Raw genomic sequence first — 18,036 nt, forward strand, 5'->3', positions numbered from 1 at the left:
CTTTTTCGCGGCTGGCTCCAGTCCGGGCGGTGGGGTGGGCCAACCGATCCGCTGCGTCGGCCAGATGGCCGGCCCACCCCGGCCTGACCGTGGGTGTCAGGCCGTCCCGCCGGCCCCGGTCCGTCGTTCCCCGGACCGGGGCCGAATCCCGGGGTGGGCGGTCCACGCCACCCACCCCGGGTCGTCTCAGCCGTTCGGGAACATGCTGCCGTAGTCGGCGTACGCCATGGCGACGTCAGCCTGTGCCCAGAACCGGTGGTAGTTGAACTCGGGCTCCGGACCACCGTCCAGGTACGCCTGCACCTTGGGCCAGTCCGGGTCGTTCTTATAGAAGGACCGGATGTCCAGGAAGCTCTTGCCGGCGGCGATGGTGTCGCCGTTCGGCATCTTCCCGGTCCAACCCGACGGCACGTAGAGGCCCTGCCCGGTGGACGCGTTGTAGACGTCGTCGAAGCGCCGGTAGTCGCCACGCTTCTCGGTGGTGGAGACACCCTTGGCGTCGCTGGCGGCCGACAGCGCGTCGAGCAGCCCCTTGGCGGTGTCCTTCGCCGCCACGTTGCCCGACTTGGCCGCGTACGCGATCAGGATCCGGGCGTAGGCGGCGGTGACACCGACGTCCTGGCCCTTGGTGATGACCTCGACGTGCAGGCCGGTGTTGGGCTGCGGGTTGGACGGGTTCCAGGTGGTCGGCTGACCGGTCCACGCCATGTCCGACGGGATCGACCAGTTGGTGCCGAGGGTGGTGTTGGCGATCGCCCAGGGCACCCACTTGTCCAGCAGCGCCTTGGCCTTCGCGTTGCCGGTCTGCTGGTACAGCTCGGCGATGCGCTGCATCGACCAGGCCTGCATACCGAACCACTGGTTCGACGGCGGGTCGTTGTAGACCGGGTCGACGTCGTAGAACATGCCGTAGAAGGTGCTGGTGCCGGCCGGCGGCTGGGCGTAGCTACCGTCCCAGCTGTTGGTGGCGCCACCGGCGATGCCGCCCTCGGCGGACTGCAACCAGGTGTAGAACTCCAGCTGCCGCTCGAAGCTCTTGGTCCAGTCGGCGGCCGCCGTCGCCGACTTCGGCGCCAGCTCCGGGGTGTTCGTCAGCGCCCAGGCCGCGAACGGGTTCTGGTAGCCGAAGTGGTTGTGGCTGGAGCCGATCCGCCAGGACCAGTTCTGGCTGGCGTCGTACGCGCCGCCCCAGGCGTAGTACCAGGACAGCAGGTAGTGCGCCGAGTCCCTGCCGCTGCCGGCGGGGCAGGTGCTGGCCCCGACGCAGTTGCCGATCTTCTTGAAGTACTTGTCGAACATCGCGTACCGCAGGTAGTCGCCCATCTTGGCGGCCTTGGTGATGGTGGCCGCGACGTCGGCCTGCTTGTTCTGCGCCTTGGACCAGGTCAGCGCCCAGTACGCGGCCTGCACGGCGCGGGCGTCGGCGTCCGGGGCGTTGGTGTACTTCCACTGCTTGGCGGGGGCGCCGGTGTCCTTGACGAACAGGTCGAGGTAGCCGTACTGACCGCCGTGCTTGAAGGTGTCGCAGGAGGGCTGCGGGATGGTCTCCCACACCGACTCCTGGGTGCCGCGCTGGAAGGTGTTGATGTAGGCCGGCTTGGTGGTGCCGTCACCGCAGCGGCCGAAGCCGTAGGTGTTGTCGACGTCCATCAGCCAGTGCATGCCGTAGATGTCGCCGGTGCCGTAGGTGGACTGCAGCTCCGAGCGGAGCGGGTCCTGGCCGACCGGGACGTTCGGGTTCAGCGCCGACGGGTACTGGCTGGGCAGGTTGAACTCCGCGGCGTACTGCGGGGTGCCCGCGGAGCCGGCGGTCGGCTGGTCGGCGTGCGTGGGGATGATGTACTTTTCCATCACCGTCCAGGCGTTGTTGAACGGGGCCCAGTTCTGGGTGACCTTGCCGTAGTAGGCCTCCAGCCAGAGCCAGAAGCTGAACGCCTCCGAGGTGGTCTCGTGGCCGTGGTCGGGCGCCTCGACGATCAGCGTCTCCACCGAGTGGTACGGCACGCCCTCGGGGCTGAAGTAGCCCGAGTTCTTGATCTTGCCGTACTGCTCGAGGAACTTCGCGGTGTAGGCGTTGTCGCCGCCGGGGGTGTCGTTGTCGATCTCGGTGGCGCTGACCGCCAGCGAGGCCAGACCGGTGGCGGACGCGGTGATGGTGGCGGCGCCACCGACGGTGTCGGCGTCCTCCGCCGCGGCGACCGTGACGGTGACCCCGGTGCTCCAGTTGCTCGGGGTCAGCGTGACGGTGGCCGGCGAGACCGTGACGTCGGTGTCACCGGTGCGGGTGAGGGTGACCGGCACGTTGGCCGTCGGGGCGGCGCTGAGCTTGAGGTTGAAGGTGGCGCTGCCACCCTCGGCGACGCTCACCGCGGACGGGGTGGCGACCAGTGTCGGGCCGGTGGCGTTGCCGACGGTGAACGCCTTCTCGTCGACCCCGATGCCGTTGGCGTTGTCGTAGGCCTTGGCCTGGACGGTGTAGCTGCCGGCCGGCAGGTCCTCCTGCGTGTACGCGTACGGAGCGGAGGTGTCGGTGTTGATCAGCAGGCCGTTGCGGTAGAACTCGACCTTGCTGATCGTCCCGTCCGGGTCGCTGGCGGTGGCCGTCAGCGGCACGTCGGCCGGCGCGGTGAACGGCCCGGTCGGCAGGCCGAGGGAGACCGTCGGCGGCTGGTTGGCCGGGGTGCCGTTGCAGGGGGTGCCGTTGAGCGTGAACGAGGTGGGCTTCGGGTTGCTGCCCGAGTGGGCGCCGTTGAAGCCGATGGTGGTGGAGGCCCCGGTGGCGAGGTTGCCGTTGTACGACTCGTTCGTCGCGGTGACCTCGCTGCCGGTCTGACTGAATCTGGCCGACCAGCCCTGGGTGACCCGCTGACCGCTGGTCGGGAAGGTCCACTTGAGCGTCCAGTTGCTCACCGGGTCACCCAGGTTCTTGATGGTGACGTTCGCGGTGAAGCCGGTGTTCCAGTCGTTGGTCGCGTAGACCACGTCACAGGCGGGTGCGGCCTGTGCGGCGCCGGCGGGCAGGGTCACCCCGCCGATGGCCAGCAGCGCGGCGGCGGCGAGCGCCACGCGGCGGCGTATTGCCAGTTGTCTCATGTGCGCGGTGTCTCCTCGGACCAGGCCGGGATGGTGCCCGGCGAGGCGCCTGCCCGCGAGGGTGGTGGTGGTCCGCGGGGATGTTGAGGCGCCGGGAAGGTGGTCTTCCCCGGGCCCGGCCGGGGTAGGGCGGTCGCGGCCCGCACGGGAGGGGTCCCGCCGGCTGCGCTCGGGTGACCGTGACCGGAGCTGACGCTGCCGGTTGCCCTCGGTGGACCCGCACTCACGCGATGTGGCTCCTGTCGCGTCGAATCGACAGTGTGCCATGGAAGCGCTCCCACAACAAGCGCACGGAGCGCTGGATCAGCTCCTTGTTTCGATCTCGTTTTGGGTCTTTCACAAAGGCGTGACGGGCGTTACAGTCGCAACATCGGTCGATGGGAGCGCTTCCATCGACAAGGTTCCAACAAGAAGATCGCTGGGGTCGTCCTGACGAGCCCAGGGACCAGACCGAGGGCCGACGACGGGCCAGCCCGGACGCCGTCGTCAGCCATCGTCCCGCCACAGGGAGGGAGGTGGAACCAGAGCCACTCGCGTGGCCCGGCTCCCGCGCGACACGCACGGCAGGACCCAAATTCCGCCCGTGTGTGTGCAGTTACGGTGGGGACGGGGGTTGCCCTCCCCCGTCCCCACACTAAACCCCCGTACACGATAGGAAAAGAGGCCGACGGGACAGGCGCGCCGCGCCGCCCGGACGGCCTCGTTCGCTGCTCGGGGCCCACACCCGCCTCCCAACCGCCAGCGCCGGCCGTTCTGACGGCCGGCTGACCGGCTGGCAGCGCCTGCCCTATCATGGGAGCGCTCCCGAATCTTTCGGCGGTGGCCCCGTATCCATGAGGAGAATCCATGTCGATACCTACCGGGCCCGCCGGCCCGCTGCGCTTCCCGGACAACTTCGGCTGGGGCGCGGCCACCTCCGCCTACCAGATCGAGGGCGCCGCCAAGGAGGACGGGCGCGGCGAGTCGGTCTGGGACACCTTCAGCCGCGTCCCAGGTCGCACCCGCAACGGCGACACCGGCGACGTGGCCATCGACCACTACCACCGCTACGCCGAGGACCTCGACCTCATGCGCGACCTCGGGTTGCGCAGCTACCGCTTCTCCATCTCCTGGCCCCGGATCCAGCCCGACGGCACCGGCACGCCCAACCAACGCGGCCTCGACTTCTACCGCCGTCTCCTCGACGGCCTGCACGAGCGCGGCATCACTCCGATGGCCACCCTCTTCCACTGGGACCTCCCGCAGGCGCTCCAGGACGCCGGCGGCTGGGAGTCACGCGACACCGCCCACCGCTTCGCCGACTACGCCGACGTGCTCTTCCGCGCCCTCGGCGACCGGGTGCCGGCCTGGCTCACCATCAACGAGCCCAAGACCGTGGTGCAGAACGGCTACCTCACCGGCCACCACGCCCCCGGGCGGCAGGACCCCGACGCCGCCTACCTGGTCGCCCACCACCTGCAACTCGCCCACGGGTACGCCGTCGCCGCGCTACGCGCCACCGGCAGCGACAGCCGCATCGGCCCCGCGCTCAACCTGCACCCCTGCTACCCCGCCGACGACTCCCCGCAGGCTGCCGCCGCCGCCCACCTCTACGACGCCTACGAGAACCGCCTCTACCTCGACTCCCTGCTCAAGGGCAGCTACCCGGAGGACCTGCTCGCCGACCTGGGCCCGCAGAGCCGGATGGCCCAGGGCATCCGCGACGGAGACCTGGAAACCATCTCCGCGCCGGTCGACCTGCTGGCCGTGCAGTACTACACCCCGATCTACGTCACCGGCGACGGCGGCACCACGCACCGCTGGGAGACCTCCGAGGCCGAATGGCAGCAGATCTACCCCGAGGGGATGTACGACCTGCTGACCCGGATCACCCGCGAATACGGGCCGATCCCGATCACCATCACCGAGAACGGGCTGCCCACACCGGACACCCTGGGCGCGGACGACACCGTCCAGGACACCGGACGGATCAGGTTCCTGCGCGACCACCTCACCGCCGCACACCGGGCCATCGCCGAGGGAGTGCCGCTGGAGAGCTTCCACGTCTGGTCACTGCTCGACAACTTCGAGTGGGACCAGGGCTACGAGCAGCGCTGGGGCCTGGTCTACGTGGACTACGCCACCCAGCGTCGGGTGCTCAAGAACTCCGCCACCTGGTACCGCTCGGTCATCGCCGACGGCGGCTTCTGAGCGCGCCGCCACCCGGACGCCCGGGCCCGGACGGCTCGGCTCGGGTGAGCCGCGACCGTCCGGGCCTCGGCCGGCCCACTCAGCGGGGCAGCGCCTGCTGCAACTCCGCCCGCAACGCCGGGGTGAGCATCTCCCCCGCCTGCTTGGCCAACCGGGCCATCTCGTAGCCCACCACGCCGATGTCCGCGTCACCGGCGGCCAGCGTGGCCAGAATCGAACCGTCGCGGATCTGCATCACCAGGAAGTAGCCCCGGCCCATCTCGACGACCGTCTGCTTGACGACATCGCCGTCGAACATCGAGGCCGCGCCCGCGGTGATGCTCATCAGCCCGGAGGTCACCGCGGCGAGCTTGTCCGCGTTGTCACGCGGCAGGTGATCGGAGATCGCCACCAGCAGCCCGTCGGAGGAGACCACCACCGCGTGCGCCACACCCGGCACCCGCTCCGCGAACGCGCTCACCAGCCAGCTCAGGTCACGCGCCTCCTGGCTCAACGTCGTCACTGTCGTCGTCCCCCTTCGTCGTGCCCCCCGGACGGTGGCACGGGTATCTCGGTGGTGTCCTCAGCCTCGGCGCGCCGTACTCCGCTGTAGAGCCGCGAGAGCATGCCGCCGACCGCCTCCGGGTCCGGGTCGGTGCGGGTCGGTGCCGTCATCGGTTGGGCCGAACGGGTGACCGCGCTCAACTGCGCCATGGGCACCCGTACCGGCAATCCCCGCTCATTGGTGCCGGCGGTCACCGGGATCGCCGGTGGCGCCGCCGCGGCGGGCACCGCCGGTGCCGGGCCCTGCCGCGAATACCAGCCCCCGCCGGAACCGCGAGCGCCGGCGGGGGTCAACACGTCCTCGGCGCGTACCGGCACCGGGCGGCCCTGACGCGGCACGCCGACGCCCGGCGGACGGCCGGCCACCGGCAGGTCCCGCACCGCGCCGTTCACCATCGGGGCAGCAGCGGCCGGGCGGGCGGCCCCGGGCTGCGGAACCACCCCTCGCGCCGCGCTCGCCGCCAGCATCCGCGCCGACGGGGGCGCGTCCAGCTCGACGCTGCCCGCCGGCGCCAGCAACTCCGCGGGCAGGGCGAGCCGAGCGACCAGGCCGTCCTCGCCGCCCGCCAACCGCACGCGGACGCTCAGCCGGGCCGCGAGGTGACTGACCACGAAGAGCCCCATCCGCTCCACCGCCGCGACGTCCGCGGCCGGCGGGCTGGCCAGCACCTCGTTCGCCTGCACCAACGCGGTCGGGCTCATACCCAGACCCCGGTCGACGATCTCGATCAGCGCACCGCCCGCCTCGACCCGGGCGGTCACCACCACGACGGTGTCCGGGCGGGAGAAGGCCGTGGCGTTCTCCAGCAGCTCGGCCAGCAGGTGCACCAACTCGCCGACGGCGTGCCCAACCACGTGCACATCGGCGACCGACTCGATCCGGACCCGCTGGTACTGCTCGATCTCCGCGGCGGCGGCCAGCAGCACCGCACCGAGCCCGACCGGCCGGTTCCACCGGCGGGTGGAGTCGGTGCCGGCGAGCACCAGCAGGCTCTCGTCGTTACGGCGCATCCGGGCGGCCAGGTGATCGAGCTTGAACAGGTTCTCCAGCTGGTCCGGGTCGCTCTCCTCGCGCTCCAGGTCGTCCAACAGCTCAAGCTGACGTTCCACCAGCACCTGGCTGCGGCGGGCCAGGTTGACGAACATCGCGTTGACGTTGCGCCGCATCAGCGCCTGCTCGACGGCGACCGTGACCGCGCTGCGGTGCACCGCCACGAACGCCTCGGCCAGCTCGCCGATCTCGTCGAGTGACCGGACCACCGCCGGCGCGACGTCGATGCGCGGCACCCCACCGGTGACGGTCTTCAGCCGGTCCAGGGCGTCCGGCAACTCGACCTGGGCGATCCGCAACGCCTGGCTGCGCAGCAGCCGCATCGACCGGGCGACCGAGCGACCGATGAGCAACGAGATCAGCAGTGCCGCCAGCAGGACCGTGACCACCCCGCCGACGACCAGCAGGGTCGTGCGCAGCTGATCGTCGCTGGCCTCCTCGGCCTGCCGGACAGCGTCGTCGAGCACCCCCGCCTCAAGCTGACGCAGCAGCTCCTGACGCTGCTGGCTGGCCGACCACCACTGCTCCGACGGCAGCACCTGCGGCGACGCGCCGCCGGAGGACAGGCTGCGCTCCTCCAACCCGGTGGCGACCAGGAACATCGGCGACACCGAGGTCTCGTCGTAGCGGCGGATCTGCTCACTGGTCGCGGCCACCCGGAACGCGCCGAGCGCGGTGAGTTGCTGACCGCGCAGGTCGGCGAGGACCACCCGGTCCTCGGTGCCGTACGCGCCGGCACGGGCAGCGGCGTAGAGCTGGGCCCCCACCCGGGAGGAGAGCTCCTTGACCCGGGCCAACTGGACGTAGCGCAGCACCGCGTCGTTCAACGCCGGCTGGTTCTGCCCCGGCGTCGGCTCTGCCAGCAGGTCGAGCAACGCCGCGACGGCCCGGTTGTAGTTGCCCAGGACGGTCTCGTTGCTGAGCACCGCCGGGGGGATCGCCGAGCGGATGTCGACCACCTGGTCGTACGTCTCCAACGCCTCGGAGAAGGCGACCCGCCAGGACGCGTCCGCGTCGGCCAACGGCTCGGCGGCCCGGCTGAGGTCCACGATGGCCTTGTCGGTGGCCTCCTGCAACGGCTTCAGGTCGTTCGCGGTGGCCTGCCGGTCACCACCTTTGCGCAGCTCCGCCAGCTCCCCCGCCGAGCGGTCCCGCTCCTGCTGGAGCTGGTGCACCGCCGCGGTGATCTGCCGGCCGATGCCGACCTGACTGGAGAAGTCGTTCAACGCCGTCGTCCGCCCCACCAGGGTGCTGGTCTGCACCCCGGCGAGCAGGAGGAACGCCATCGACGGCACCACGAGCACGGTGGCGAGCTTCGTGCTCATCCGCCAGTCGCGCAGCCGGAACGGCGACCGCCGTCGATGCGGAACAACTCGGACATCGAAGCGACGCCGGCGATGGTTCGACACCGCGCCGTTCGCCGGGTCGGGACCTGCCGCCACCCTGCCTCCTCCGTCCTACCGCGTCCACCGCGGTCGGGGGAGCGCAGTCCATCCAACCAGGCTCGGTACCGCTGTCAACGGCCCGGGCGAGGCCGAGGTTCAGGAAGGATACTGCGGGTGGGAACGTCCTGCCGTGGTCGGTAAAACCAGCTCGTCCGTCCGGCCGATGTCGGCGAGCTGGATCGCGTCACCGAAGCGCCCCAGCGCCACCAACGCGGCACCGGTGGCACCGATCTCCGGGTTGCGCTGATGCGACACCGGTCGCGGGGCGAGCGCGGTCGCGAAGGCCTGCCGCCACCACACCGAGGCCGCCACCGCACCACCGCCCAACACCACGCCCACCGGCTTGTCGATTGTGGACTCCAGGACCCCGAGATCCTCGGCGACCAGCTCACACAACCCCTGCATCAGCCCCGCCAGGATGTCGACCGAGGTGGTGCTGAAACTCAGACCGCGCAGCTCACCACTGCCCGCCGGGGCCAGCCCCGGCGCCCGGTCGCCACCGAAGCGGGGGTTCGCCGGCCGGCCACCACCGGTCGGCACCAGCGCCAACGCCGCGTCCAGCTCGGCGCCCTGCGGCAACCGCAGCTCCCGGTTCGCCCAGGCGAAGAGGTTGCCCCCGTTGGCGTACGCGGCCCCGGTCACCACGTGCTCGTGGTCGACCCGGTACCGCCAAAGCCGTTCGGGCAGGCGCGGCATCGGCTCGCCCGCCGGGATCCGCTGCATCAGCCGTACGGCGGCGGAGGTGCCCACCGTGACAGCGACCCGGCTCGGGTCGACGCAGCCCGAGCCGACGTTCGACGCCCCGCCGTCGCCCACCGGCGGCGACCAGCGGGCCTTCGCCAACTGCGGCCACCGACGAGCCAGGTCGACCCGGAGCCGGCCGTGCCAGTCCAGCTCACCCAGCGGCGGCAGCTCCGCCGGCCGCGCCTCGGCCAGCGTCAGCGCCTCCTCGTCCCAGCTCAGGGTGCGCAGATCCAGCAGACCGGTGCCGGAGGCCTGGGAGATCGACATCGGCGCCGAGTCGAGCAACTCGCCCAGCACGTACTCGGGCAGACCCACGAACCGGGCGATCGGGGTGCCGGACTGCTCACGCAACCAGGGCAACCGCATCGACCAGTACGAACGGTGCCACCAGCAGCCGGTGCGCTGGTGGAAGCCGTCCGGGTCGGCCGGCCCGGGGGTGCGCCCGACCGGGGCGGGCCGGGTGTCCAGCCAGGTGACCACCGGGCCCATCGGGGCGCCGTCGCGGTCCAACGGAAGCACCGAGTGCCACTGGGCGGAGACCGCCACCAGGCCGACATCGTGCAGGTGCCCCGAGTCGGCCAGCTCGTCCAGGCACTCGACCAGGCTGGCCAGATAGTCCCGACCGGACAGCGTGCCGGTGCCGTCATCGCCGATGGCGAGGTCGATCTTGCGGCGGGCCAGAGCGCCGGGCAGCGGCTGGGTGTCCGCGTCCAGCACCAGCCCGCGTACCGAGGAGGTGCCCAGATCGAGCGCGAGAATGTTCATCGACGGTCAAGTTACCCCGTGCCAGCCGGCCGACGGGCGCGTAGGGTGGATCACATGCTCGCGCAGTTGACCATTTGGTGGCCCGCCGACCCGGCGGCCATCTCCCGCGCGTAGCTCCATCCACGCGGCCGCCATCGAGGCGGTCGCCGGATCTCCCGGCCGAAGAGCCGCCCGACGGCGGCACCCGGCCCGACGGAGACTCCGATGACCCACCTGACCGACCTGCTCGCCGCCGTCGCCCACGGCGTCGACCCCGGCCCCTTCGCGCTGTTACGCCGCGAGGGCGCGGACGAGCTGGACCTGTTGACCGGCCCGGTCGACACCGTCGAGAAACTCAGCGACCTCCCGCTGCCGGCGGGCCCGCCCGGGGCGCGGACGCTGGCCCTGGTGCCGTACCGGCAGATCTCCGAGCGTGGCTTCGCCTGCGTCGACGACGCCGCCCCGCTGGAGTTCCTCCGGGTCCGTGAACACCGACGGATCACCCTGACCGACGCCCTCGCCGCGCTGCCCGACGAACCGGTGCGCACCACCGACGCGGGCTTCGACGTCAGCGACGACGAGTACGCGCGGACCGTGCAGCGGGTGCTGTCCGAGGAGATCGGCCGCGGCGAGGGCGCGAACTTCGTCATCCACCGCGCCCTGCACGCCACCGTGCAGGGCTCACCGTTGGGGGCCGCGCTGGCCGCGCTCCGCCGGCTGCTGATCGCCGAGCGCGGCGCGTACTGGACGTTCGTGGTGCACACCGGCGCCCGGACGCTGGTCGGCGCCAGCCCGGAGCGCCACGTCAGCGTCGACGACGGGCTGGTGATGATGAACCCGATCAGCGGCACCTTCCGCTGCCCCGGTGGCGTCGCGGACACCGCGGCGCTGCTGCGTTTCCTCGCCGACCCGAAGGAGATCGAAGAGCTCTACATGGTGCTCGACGAGGAGCTGAAGATGATGGCCGCCGTCGCCGAGCAGGGTGGGCAGGTCATCGGACCGCAGCTCAAGGAGATGTCGCACCTGGCGCACACCGAGTACCTGCTGGCCGGGCGGGGCACCCGCGACGTGCGGGAGGTGCTGCGCGAGACGATGTTCGCCCCCACCGTCACCGGCAGCCCGATCGAGAACGCCTGCCGGGTGATCGCCCGGCACGAGCGCCGGGGCCGGGGCTACTACGGGGGCGTGCTGGCGCTGCTCGGCCACGACGAGGCCGGCCGGCAGACGCTCGACGCCCCGATCCTGATCCGGACCGCCGAGATCTCCCCGACCGGCCGGCTGCGGGTGCCGGTCGGCGCGACCCTGGTCCGGCACTCGACGGCGGCCGGCGAGGTGGCCGAGACGCACGCCAAGGCCGCCGGGGTGCTGGCCGCGCTGGGCCTCGGGCCGGCGGCGTCCGTCGGCGACCGCGGGCCGGTCGCGCGGCTGGCCGACGACCCGGCGGTACGCGACGCGCTGGCCGCGCGTAACGCCCCGCTGGCACGGTTCTGGCTGGACCAGCGGTCACCGGACGCGCCCGGACTGCCGGGGCTGGTCGGCCGCCGAGCGTTGATCGTGGACGCCGAGGACACCTTCACCGCAATGCTGGCCCACCAACTGAGCGCGTTGGGTCTCGCGGTGACCACCCGCGCCTGGCACACCAGCGGCCCGGTCGACGACTACGACCTGGTGGTCGCTGGTCCCGGGCCGGGCGACCCGGGCAGCGCGGACGAGCCGAAGATGCTGGCGCTGCGCAACCTGCTGACCGGGCTGCTGACCACCGGCCGTCCCACCCTCGCGGTCTGCCTCGGCCACCAGGTGCTGGCCGGGTTGCTGGGGCTGACGCTGCACCGCCGGGACGCGCCCTACCAGGGGTTGCAGCGAGAGGTGACGGTGTTCGGCCGCTCCCGCCGGGTCGGTTTCTACTCGACGTTCACCGCCCGCTCCGACGCCGACCGGCTGGCCACCGCGTACGGGCCGGTGGAGCTGGCCCGCGACCCGGACGACGGCGCCGTGCACGCCCTGCGGGGCCGCGGCTTCGCCGGGGTGCAGTTCCACGCCGAGTCGGTGCTCAGCCCCGACGGGCTCGCCGTGTTGAGCGAGTTGCTGACCGAGCTGCTGCCCGCGTCACGCCCGGACGAGCTGTCCGCGACCCGCGAAGGCGCATGATCGTCCCGGCCCGGGGGTAGGGCTGGATGGGCCGGTGGCGCGGACGGGCCGAGAGCCCCCGCCCGCGCCACCGGTCACCCTCGTTCGGTCAGCCGGACAGGCCCGCCTTGAGCGCGGTTCCCAGCAGCACGGCACGCCGGGCGGTCAGCGCGCAGGCCCCGAGCGCCACGGCGTCCGGGGCGATCTCCCCGTTGTTGCTGGTGTGCGAGGGACCGTACGGGTTGCCGGCGATGAACTGACTGGTGTCGGTGTAACCGGGGGTCACCACCACACCGCCCCAGTGGTAGAAGACGTTGAAGAGCGAGGTCAGCGTGGTCTCCTGCCCTCCGTGCGAGGTCGCCGTCGAGGTGAAGGCGGAGTAGACCTTGTTGGCCAGCGCGCCCTGGGCCCAGAGCGGGCCGGTGGTGTCGATGAACTGCTTCAGCTGAGCGGCGATCATGCCGTATCGGGTCGGCGCGCCGAGGATCACCACGTCGGCCCAGGCCAGGTCGTCGATCATCGCCTCGGGCACGTCCTGCGTCTCCAGGTGGTGCGCCTGCCACCCGGAGTTGGAGCGGATCGCCTCGTCCGGCGCCAACTCGCGCACCTTGCGCAGGCGTACCTCGGCACCGGCGTCCCCGGCGGCCTCACACACGGCCTGCGCCATCTGGTACGTGATACCGGTGGCGCTGTAGTAGATCACCGCTACCTTGGTCTGGGCAGCCATCAGAGTGTCCCCTTCTCGTCTCGGATCAGCTCCCGCGACTACCCGCTGCGGACGCGCTCTAACGAGCGCCACCGGGGCCGCTGGCTACCGGTCCGCCGGCTCAAGTTTTCCGCAACTTCCCGGTCGTTCCGGCCCGCCGCCACGCCCGGACGACGATCCTGGTGCCATCGGTGCCGGCGGGATCGAGCCGCCGCCCCGCACCGGGCACCTGAACGGGGGATCGCGCTCCGCCAGCAACGGCGCTGGCGTAGCGCGATCAGGGGACGATCAGCACTCCCACGCTCCGGCTCAGCGGACCAGGGTCGCCATCAACCGGTCCAGCTCGGCAGCCGGGTCGGCGGTGAGACCGGTGTGCACCGGCCCGGTCTGGATCATCGTGCTACGCGGCGCGGCCAGCCAGTGGAACCGCTCACCGAGGCGCATCCGGGTCGCCGGCCCGTCACCGGAGCAGGTCCGGTCCCAGGAGTCGAGCACCGCGGCCACCGCCGGCAGGTCGACGTCGGGCGCCAGTGCGCGCACCCGGTCGGCGTCCAGGTGCGTGCGCGCGGCCAGGAAGTCGCGCTGCTGGCAGTAGAGCAACACCCCGACGTTGATCTGCTCACCGCGCTCGATGCGGGGCACGAGCCGGATCAGCGCGTACTCGAAGGGTTGCCTCATGCCCCGCTCCCCGATGGCAGCCAGTCGGCCGTGCGGGCGACCCGGCGGGACAGGTGATCCAGGTACGCGCCGCGCGCGGCGTCGGCCGTCTCGAAGTCGGCGGCGGTCAACCACTCCCCCGGCACCTGGGCCAGCACCTCGGTGAGCAGCTCCGGGGTGACCTGGGGGGCCAGCTCGGCGTCGGCCTCGGCCAGCCTCGACGCGTACGGCGCCAGCACGTGGTCCTCCGCGCGGTAGGCCCGGTGCACGGCGGCCTCGGCGCGCGGCCAGTTGTGGTGGAAGTACAGCGAGGCGCCGTGGTCGATGAGCCACAGCTCCCGGTGCCAGACCAGCAGGTTCGGGTTGCGCCAGCTCCGGTCGACGTTCTCCACGTACGCGTCGAACCAGAGCACCCGGGAGGCCAGCGTCGGGTCGACCGGGTGGGCCACCGGGTCGAAGCCCAGCGCACCGGGGAGGAAGTCCATCCCGAGGTTGGCGCCGCCGCTGCTGCGCAGCAGCTCCTGCACCTCCTGGTCGGGCTCGGCCCGCCCGATCACCGGGTCGACGTCGAGGACCACCAGCGGCGGCACCCGTAACCCCAGCCGTCGCGCCAGCTCACCGCAGATCACCTCGGCGATCAGCGCCTTGGGCCCCTGCCCGGCGCCTCGGAACTTCGCCACGTAGGTGCCCAGGTCGTCGGCCTCCACCACGCCCGGCAGCGACCCACCCTCGCGCAGCGGGGTGACGTAACGGATCGCGGTGACCTGGCGGAGCACGCCGCCCACCCTACTGTGGCCGGCCGGGACGGGTGGCGGGCCGGCCCAGACCGGCACGCGCGGGTCAGTCGATCTTGTCGCGCAGCTTGTCGACCTGGGTCTGCAGGCGGTCCACCGCGTTCTCGTTGTTGACGAACGTGGTGATACCCGCGGCCAGGCCGAGCCCGATCAGCACGGCCAGGATGCTGAGCACCAGGCCGCCGATCGACACGCCACGACCGGTGACCCCGGGTCGACGCGCCATCTTGAGGCCGACGATGCCCAGGATGATCCCGATGATGCCGAGCACCAACCCCAGCCAGGCGAGGATCGCCGTCAACACGCTGAACAGAGCGGCCACCCCGAACACCAGGGCGAAGGTCGCGGCGGCGCTCGTCTTCGCGCGGGCGTCCCCGCGATGGCCGCGGGACCCGGCCGTCACGCCGGCGCCCCGCGCCGGCTCGCTTGCGGCAGTCATGAGATTCCCTTCCGTACGCGCGGCGCGCGTACTTCCGGCGAGCCGCATTCCCCCGCCGACCGCCGTTACGCCTCCCACCAGCAGGAGTGTCGGCGCGCGGGCCTAGGCTGGCCGCCCGGCCACGAAAAGGAGCGCAGGATGCCTGTCGACCTCGGCGCGGCCGACGCGCTGGCGCTGCGGATGACCAGCCTGCTGCTGCGCCCGCACCCGAGCACCCGCCCCGGCACCGTCGCCGAGGTGGTCGAGTGGTTCGGCGCGATGCAGGCACAGGATCTGGCCAGCGGGCTGTGGTCGCTGGGCGCCCGGCTGCCCGGTCGCGGCGTGACCGACGTGCAGGCGGCGTTGGAGCGGCGTGAGGCGCTGCGCACCTGGCCGATGCGGGGCACCGTGCACCTCGTTCCGTCCGCCGATGCCCGCTGGATGCTGGAGCTGACGGGCGTACGATCCCTGGCCGGCGCGGCGACCCGGCGGGCGCAGCTCGGGCTGAGCGAGGCCGACGCGGACCGGGCGGTCGACGTCCTCGGCACCGCGTTGGCCGGCGGCGGTCGACTCACCCGCGCGCAGTGCCTTGCCACCCTGCGGGCGGCCGGCCTGGGCACCGACGGGCAACGTGGCTACCACCTGCTGTGGTATGCGAGCACGCGCGGCGTGACCTGCGTGGCGCCGAACGTCGGCACCGAGCAGACCTTCGCCCTGCTCGACGAGTGGGCGCCCACGTCCCAGCGGCTGGAGCGGGACGAGGCGCTGGCCCTGCTCGCCCACCGCTACGTCCGCGGGCACGGCCCGGTCACCGACCGCGAGTTCGCCGGGTGGAGCGGCCTCACAGTGACCGACGCCCGGCGCGGACTGGCCGCCGCCGACGACGCGCTGAGCACGGTACGCGTCGACGGCACCGCGATGTACGTCGACGCGGCCCTGGCCGACGCGCCCCGCACCGCGCCGGACGACGTGTTGGCGCTGCCCGGCTTCGACGAGTACCTGCTCGGCTACCGCGACCGCACGTTGATGCTCGACCCCGCTCACCAGGCGGCCGTCGTGCCGGGCAACAACGGCATCTTCCAGGCCACAGTCGTCCGCGCCGGCCGGGTGGTGGGCGTGTGGAAACGCAAGATCGGCCGCACGGCGGTCACCGTGACGGTCCAGCCGCTCACCACGCTCGACGCCGCCGCGCGGGCCCGGGCGGAGCAGGCGCTCGGGCGCTACGCCGAATTCCTCGGGCTGCCAGCCCGCTTCGACTGGCTGACCTGACCCGGCGGCGACGGGTCGGCCGGTCGTGGGCGGGCGGCGCTGAGCAGGTCGACGATCCGGGCCACCCGGGGGTCCGCGCGGATCTGCGCCACGCTGGCCGGCAGCGGCAGCCGCCAGTTCGGATACTCGTCGACGGTGCCCGGCATGTTGGGTTGGCGCACCTCGCCCAGCACGTCGTAGAGGGAGACGCCGAGCAGCCGGGTCGGGCTGGCCGCGAGTGCTGCGTGCATCGCCACCACCACCTCGCCGTCGTCGGGTGCCGCGCCCGCGTCGGGCAGCGCCGAACCGGAATCCGTCCTTTGCTCTGCACCCGCGGAGGCGACAGTGACGGACGGTGGCCGCGGAGTCGGCTCGGGCAGCAGATTCTCGGCACGCAACATGCCCAGCAGCCGGTCCCGGTCGGCGGCGGCGCGGGCCCGCTCCACCGCCACGTCGGTGCTGAGCAGCTTCAGCTCGTCGCGCACCCGCACGTGCTCACCGGTCAGGAAGCCCGGCGCGGTGGGCAGGTCGTGGGTGGAGATGGTGGCGAGGGCGTTGCGCGGCCACCGGGCCGGCGGGACGAAGTCCCCGGCCTCGTCGCGTGCGAACCACAGCACCGTCGAGCCGAGCATGTTGCGCCCCCGCAACCCTCGGGTCACCGCCGGTTGGACCGTGCCGAGATCCTCACCGACCACCACCGCGCCGGCCCGGTGCGCCTCCAACGCGAGGATGCCGAGCATCGCCTCGGCGTCGTAGCGCACGTAGGTGCCCTCGGCAGCGCCGCCGCCCGGCGGCACCCACCACAGTCGCCACAGACCGGCGACGTGGTCGACCCGCAGGCCACCCGCGTGCCGCAGGACGCGGCGCAGCATGTCCCGGTAGGCGGCGTAACCGGTGGCGGCGAGGCGGTCCGGGCGCCACGCGGCGAGCCCCCAGTCCTGGCCGAGCTGGTTGAAGTCGTCCGGTGGCGCGCCGACCCGCACCCCCTGGGCCAGCACGTCGGCGAGCTGCCACCCGTCCGCGCCGCCCGGGTCGATGCCGACAGCCAGATCGTGCACGACACCGACCGGCATCCCCGCCTCGCGGGCCGCCGCCGTGACGGCGTCGAGCTGCTCGTCGCAGAGGTGTTGCAGCCAGGCGTGGAAGGTGACCCGGTCGGCGAGACGCCGACGCTGCTCGGCGACCGCCGGCGCGTCCGGGTGGTGCAGTTCCGCCGGCCAGGCCCGCCAGTCGTTGCCATGCCGCTCGGCGAGCGCGCACCAGGTGGCGAAGCTGGTCAGCGCCGGGTCCGCCGCAAGGTCCACCGGCTGGGCGTACGGGTGCAGCAACTCCAGCGCGCTCCGCTTGGCGGCCCACACCTCGTCATAGTCGATCAGGGACCCGCGGTCGGGGCGCAGCGCGTCGACCACCGCCCGGGTGGCCGGGTCCGCCGCCCGGTACGCGGCGGTGTCGCTGACCCGTAGATAGAGCGGATTGACGAAGCGTCGACTGGCCGGCGAATACGGTGAGGTGGCCACCGGGTGCGCCGGCCCGACCGCGTGCAGCGGGTTGAGCAGCACCAGCCCGGCCCCGGTGGCACCGGCCCACCCGGTGAACTCGGCGAGATCACCGAGGTCTCCCATGCCCCAGGAACGCTCCGACGTGAGCGCGTACAGCTGGAGCATCCACCCCCAGCTGGACGGCGGCACCGGCAGCCGACGCGGCACCACCACCAGTGTCACCTCCCGGTCGGCACAGGCCAGCCGGTGCCAACCCAGCGGCAGGTCCGCCGGCAGCTCACCGTCGACCGCGCGACGGCCACCGTCCTCCAGGGTCACCATCCCCGGGCCGGGCAGCGCCCGGCCGCGACCGTGGGTGAGCACGACCGTGTCCGGAAGGGCGTTCCGGTCGACCGCACGGGCGGCGGCGAGCGCGTCGGCGATCGCCGCCGGGCTGGTGGCGTCCACGCCGAGCAGCCCCAGCACACCCACCACTGTCCGCGGTGCGACCTCGACACGGCGGTGCCGCCAGTCCTCGTACCAGGTGGAAACACCGTGCGCGTTGGCCAGCGCGGCCAATCGTCGGTCCATGCGCCCCCCGCTCCACAACGCGACCCGAGACCACCTTCCCACGCCCACCCCCACCCCGCAGAACACGCACCCCACCCCGCCCCCGCGCGCCCCCGCGCGCCCGCGCACCTCGCCCCGCCCGCGCGCCGCGCCGCGCACCACACCGCACCGCCGATCTTGCACTTTCTGTCCCGACACAAGGGGCATTCCCACCTGTATCGACAACCG

Annotated in this window: 12 protein-coding genes; 3 read left to right on the forward strand and 9 right to left on the reverse strand. The window is 72.4% G+C overall.

The window, feature by feature from the left end; all coding sequences use genetic code 11:
• Positions 1-186 precede the first annotated feature (186 nt).
• Entirely contained in the window at positions 187-3,093 is a 2,907-nt protein-coding gene (locus ACZ6NZ_RS31000) for a glycoside hydrolase family 48 protein (protein WP_465861387.1), read from the reverse strand.
• Between the two features lie 846 nt (positions 3,094-3,939).
• Here ACZ6NZ_RS31000 and ACZ6NZ_RS31005 point away from each other — a divergent pair.
• The gene (locus ACZ6NZ_RS31005) at positions 3,940-5,283 is read left to right on the forward strand and encodes a GH1 family beta-glucosidase (RefSeq protein WP_465861388.1); all 1,344 of its coding nucleotides are present in this window, start codon (positions 3,940-3,942) and stop codon (positions 5,281-5,283) included.
• A gap of 79 nt (positions 5,284-5,362) precedes the next feature.
• Here the strand turns inward: ACZ6NZ_RS31005 and ACZ6NZ_RS31010 are convergent, their stop codons facing one another.
• From ACZ6NZ_RS31010 to ACZ6NZ_RS31020, 3 genes are all read right to left on the reverse strand, one after another.
• The gene (locus ACZ6NZ_RS31010; protein ID WP_088988684.1) at positions 5,363-5,785 is read right to left on the reverse strand and encodes a roadblock/LC7 domain-containing protein; all 423 of its coding nucleotides are present in this window, start codon (positions 5,783-5,785) and stop codon (positions 5,363-5,365) included.
• Positions 5,782-8,319, reverse strand: a complete 2,538-nt coding sequence (locus tag ACZ6NZ_RS31015; protein ID WP_465861390.1) for a sensor histidine kinase — start codon at positions 8,317-8,319, stop codon at positions 5,782-5,784. Before ACZ6NZ_RS31015 ends, ACZ6NZ_RS31010 begins: the two co-directional genes overlap by 4 nt.
• Positions 8,320-8,418: 99 nt before the next feature.
• Positions 8,419-9,831, reverse strand: a complete 1,413-nt coding sequence (locus ACZ6NZ_RS31020; protein ID WP_465861392.1) for an FGGY family carbohydrate kinase — start codon at positions 9,829-9,831, stop codon at positions 8,419-8,421.
• Positions 9,832-10,035: 204 nt separating this feature from the next.
• Here ACZ6NZ_RS31020 and ACZ6NZ_RS31025 point away from each other — a divergent pair, with 204 nt between their 5' ends.
• Positions 10,036-11,958 (forward strand): anthranilate synthase family protein, encoded by a 1,923-nt coding sequence (locus tag ACZ6NZ_RS31025; protein WP_465861394.1) that lies wholly within the window; start codon positions 10,036-10,038, stop codon positions 11,956-11,958.
• A gap of 88 nt (positions 11,959-12,046) precedes the next feature.
• On the opposite strand, the gene wrbA is transcribed toward ACZ6NZ_RS31025, so the two are convergent.
• From wrbA to ACZ6NZ_RS31045, 4 genes are all read right to left on the reverse strand, one after another.
• The gene (gene wrbA / locus ACZ6NZ_RS31030; RefSeq protein WP_366608661.1) at positions 12,047-12,664 is read right to left on the reverse strand and encodes an NAD(P)H:quinone oxidoreductase; all 618 of its coding nucleotides are present in this window, start codon (positions 12,662-12,664) and stop codon (positions 12,047-12,049) included.
• A 288-nt stretch (positions 12,665-12,952) separates the two neighbouring features.
• On the reverse strand, positions 12,953-13,321 hold the full coding sequence (locus tag ACZ6NZ_RS31035) for a DUF3037 domain-containing protein (protein WP_366608662.1): 369 nt from the start codon (positions 13,319-13,321) through the stop codon (positions 12,953-12,955).
• Positions 13,318-14,076, reverse strand: a complete 759-nt coding sequence (locus ACZ6NZ_RS31040) for a HipA family kinase (protein WP_465861395.1) — start codon at positions 14,074-14,076, stop codon at positions 13,318-13,320. The genes ACZ6NZ_RS31035 and ACZ6NZ_RS31040 overlap by 4 nt, the downstream gene beginning before the upstream one ends.
• Before the next feature lie 64 nt (positions 14,077-14,140).
• Positions 14,141-14,533, reverse strand: a complete 393-nt coding sequence (locus ACZ6NZ_RS31045) for a hypothetical protein (protein ID WP_410816193.1) — start codon at positions 14,531-14,533, stop codon at positions 14,141-14,143.
• Positions 14,534-14,671: 138 nt separating this feature from the next.
• Here ACZ6NZ_RS31045 and ACZ6NZ_RS31050 point away from each other — a divergent pair, with 138 nt between their 5' ends.
• Entirely contained in the window at positions 14,672-15,781 is a 1,110-nt protein-coding gene (locus ACZ6NZ_RS31050; protein ID WP_465861397.1) for a winged helix DNA-binding domain-containing protein, read from the forward strand.
• Here ACZ6NZ_RS31050 and malQ read toward each other — a convergent pair.
• Entirely contained in the window at positions 15,733-17,829 is a 2,097-nt protein-coding gene (malQ, locus tag ACZ6NZ_RS31055; RefSeq protein ID WP_465861398.1) for a 4-alpha-glucanotransferase, read from the reverse strand. The two genes, ACZ6NZ_RS31050 and malQ, sit on opposite strands and share 49 nt — an antisense overlap.
• Positions 17,830-18,036 lie beyond the last annotated feature (207 nt).

Source organism: Micromonospora sp. NPDC047756, from assembly GCF_055587245.1.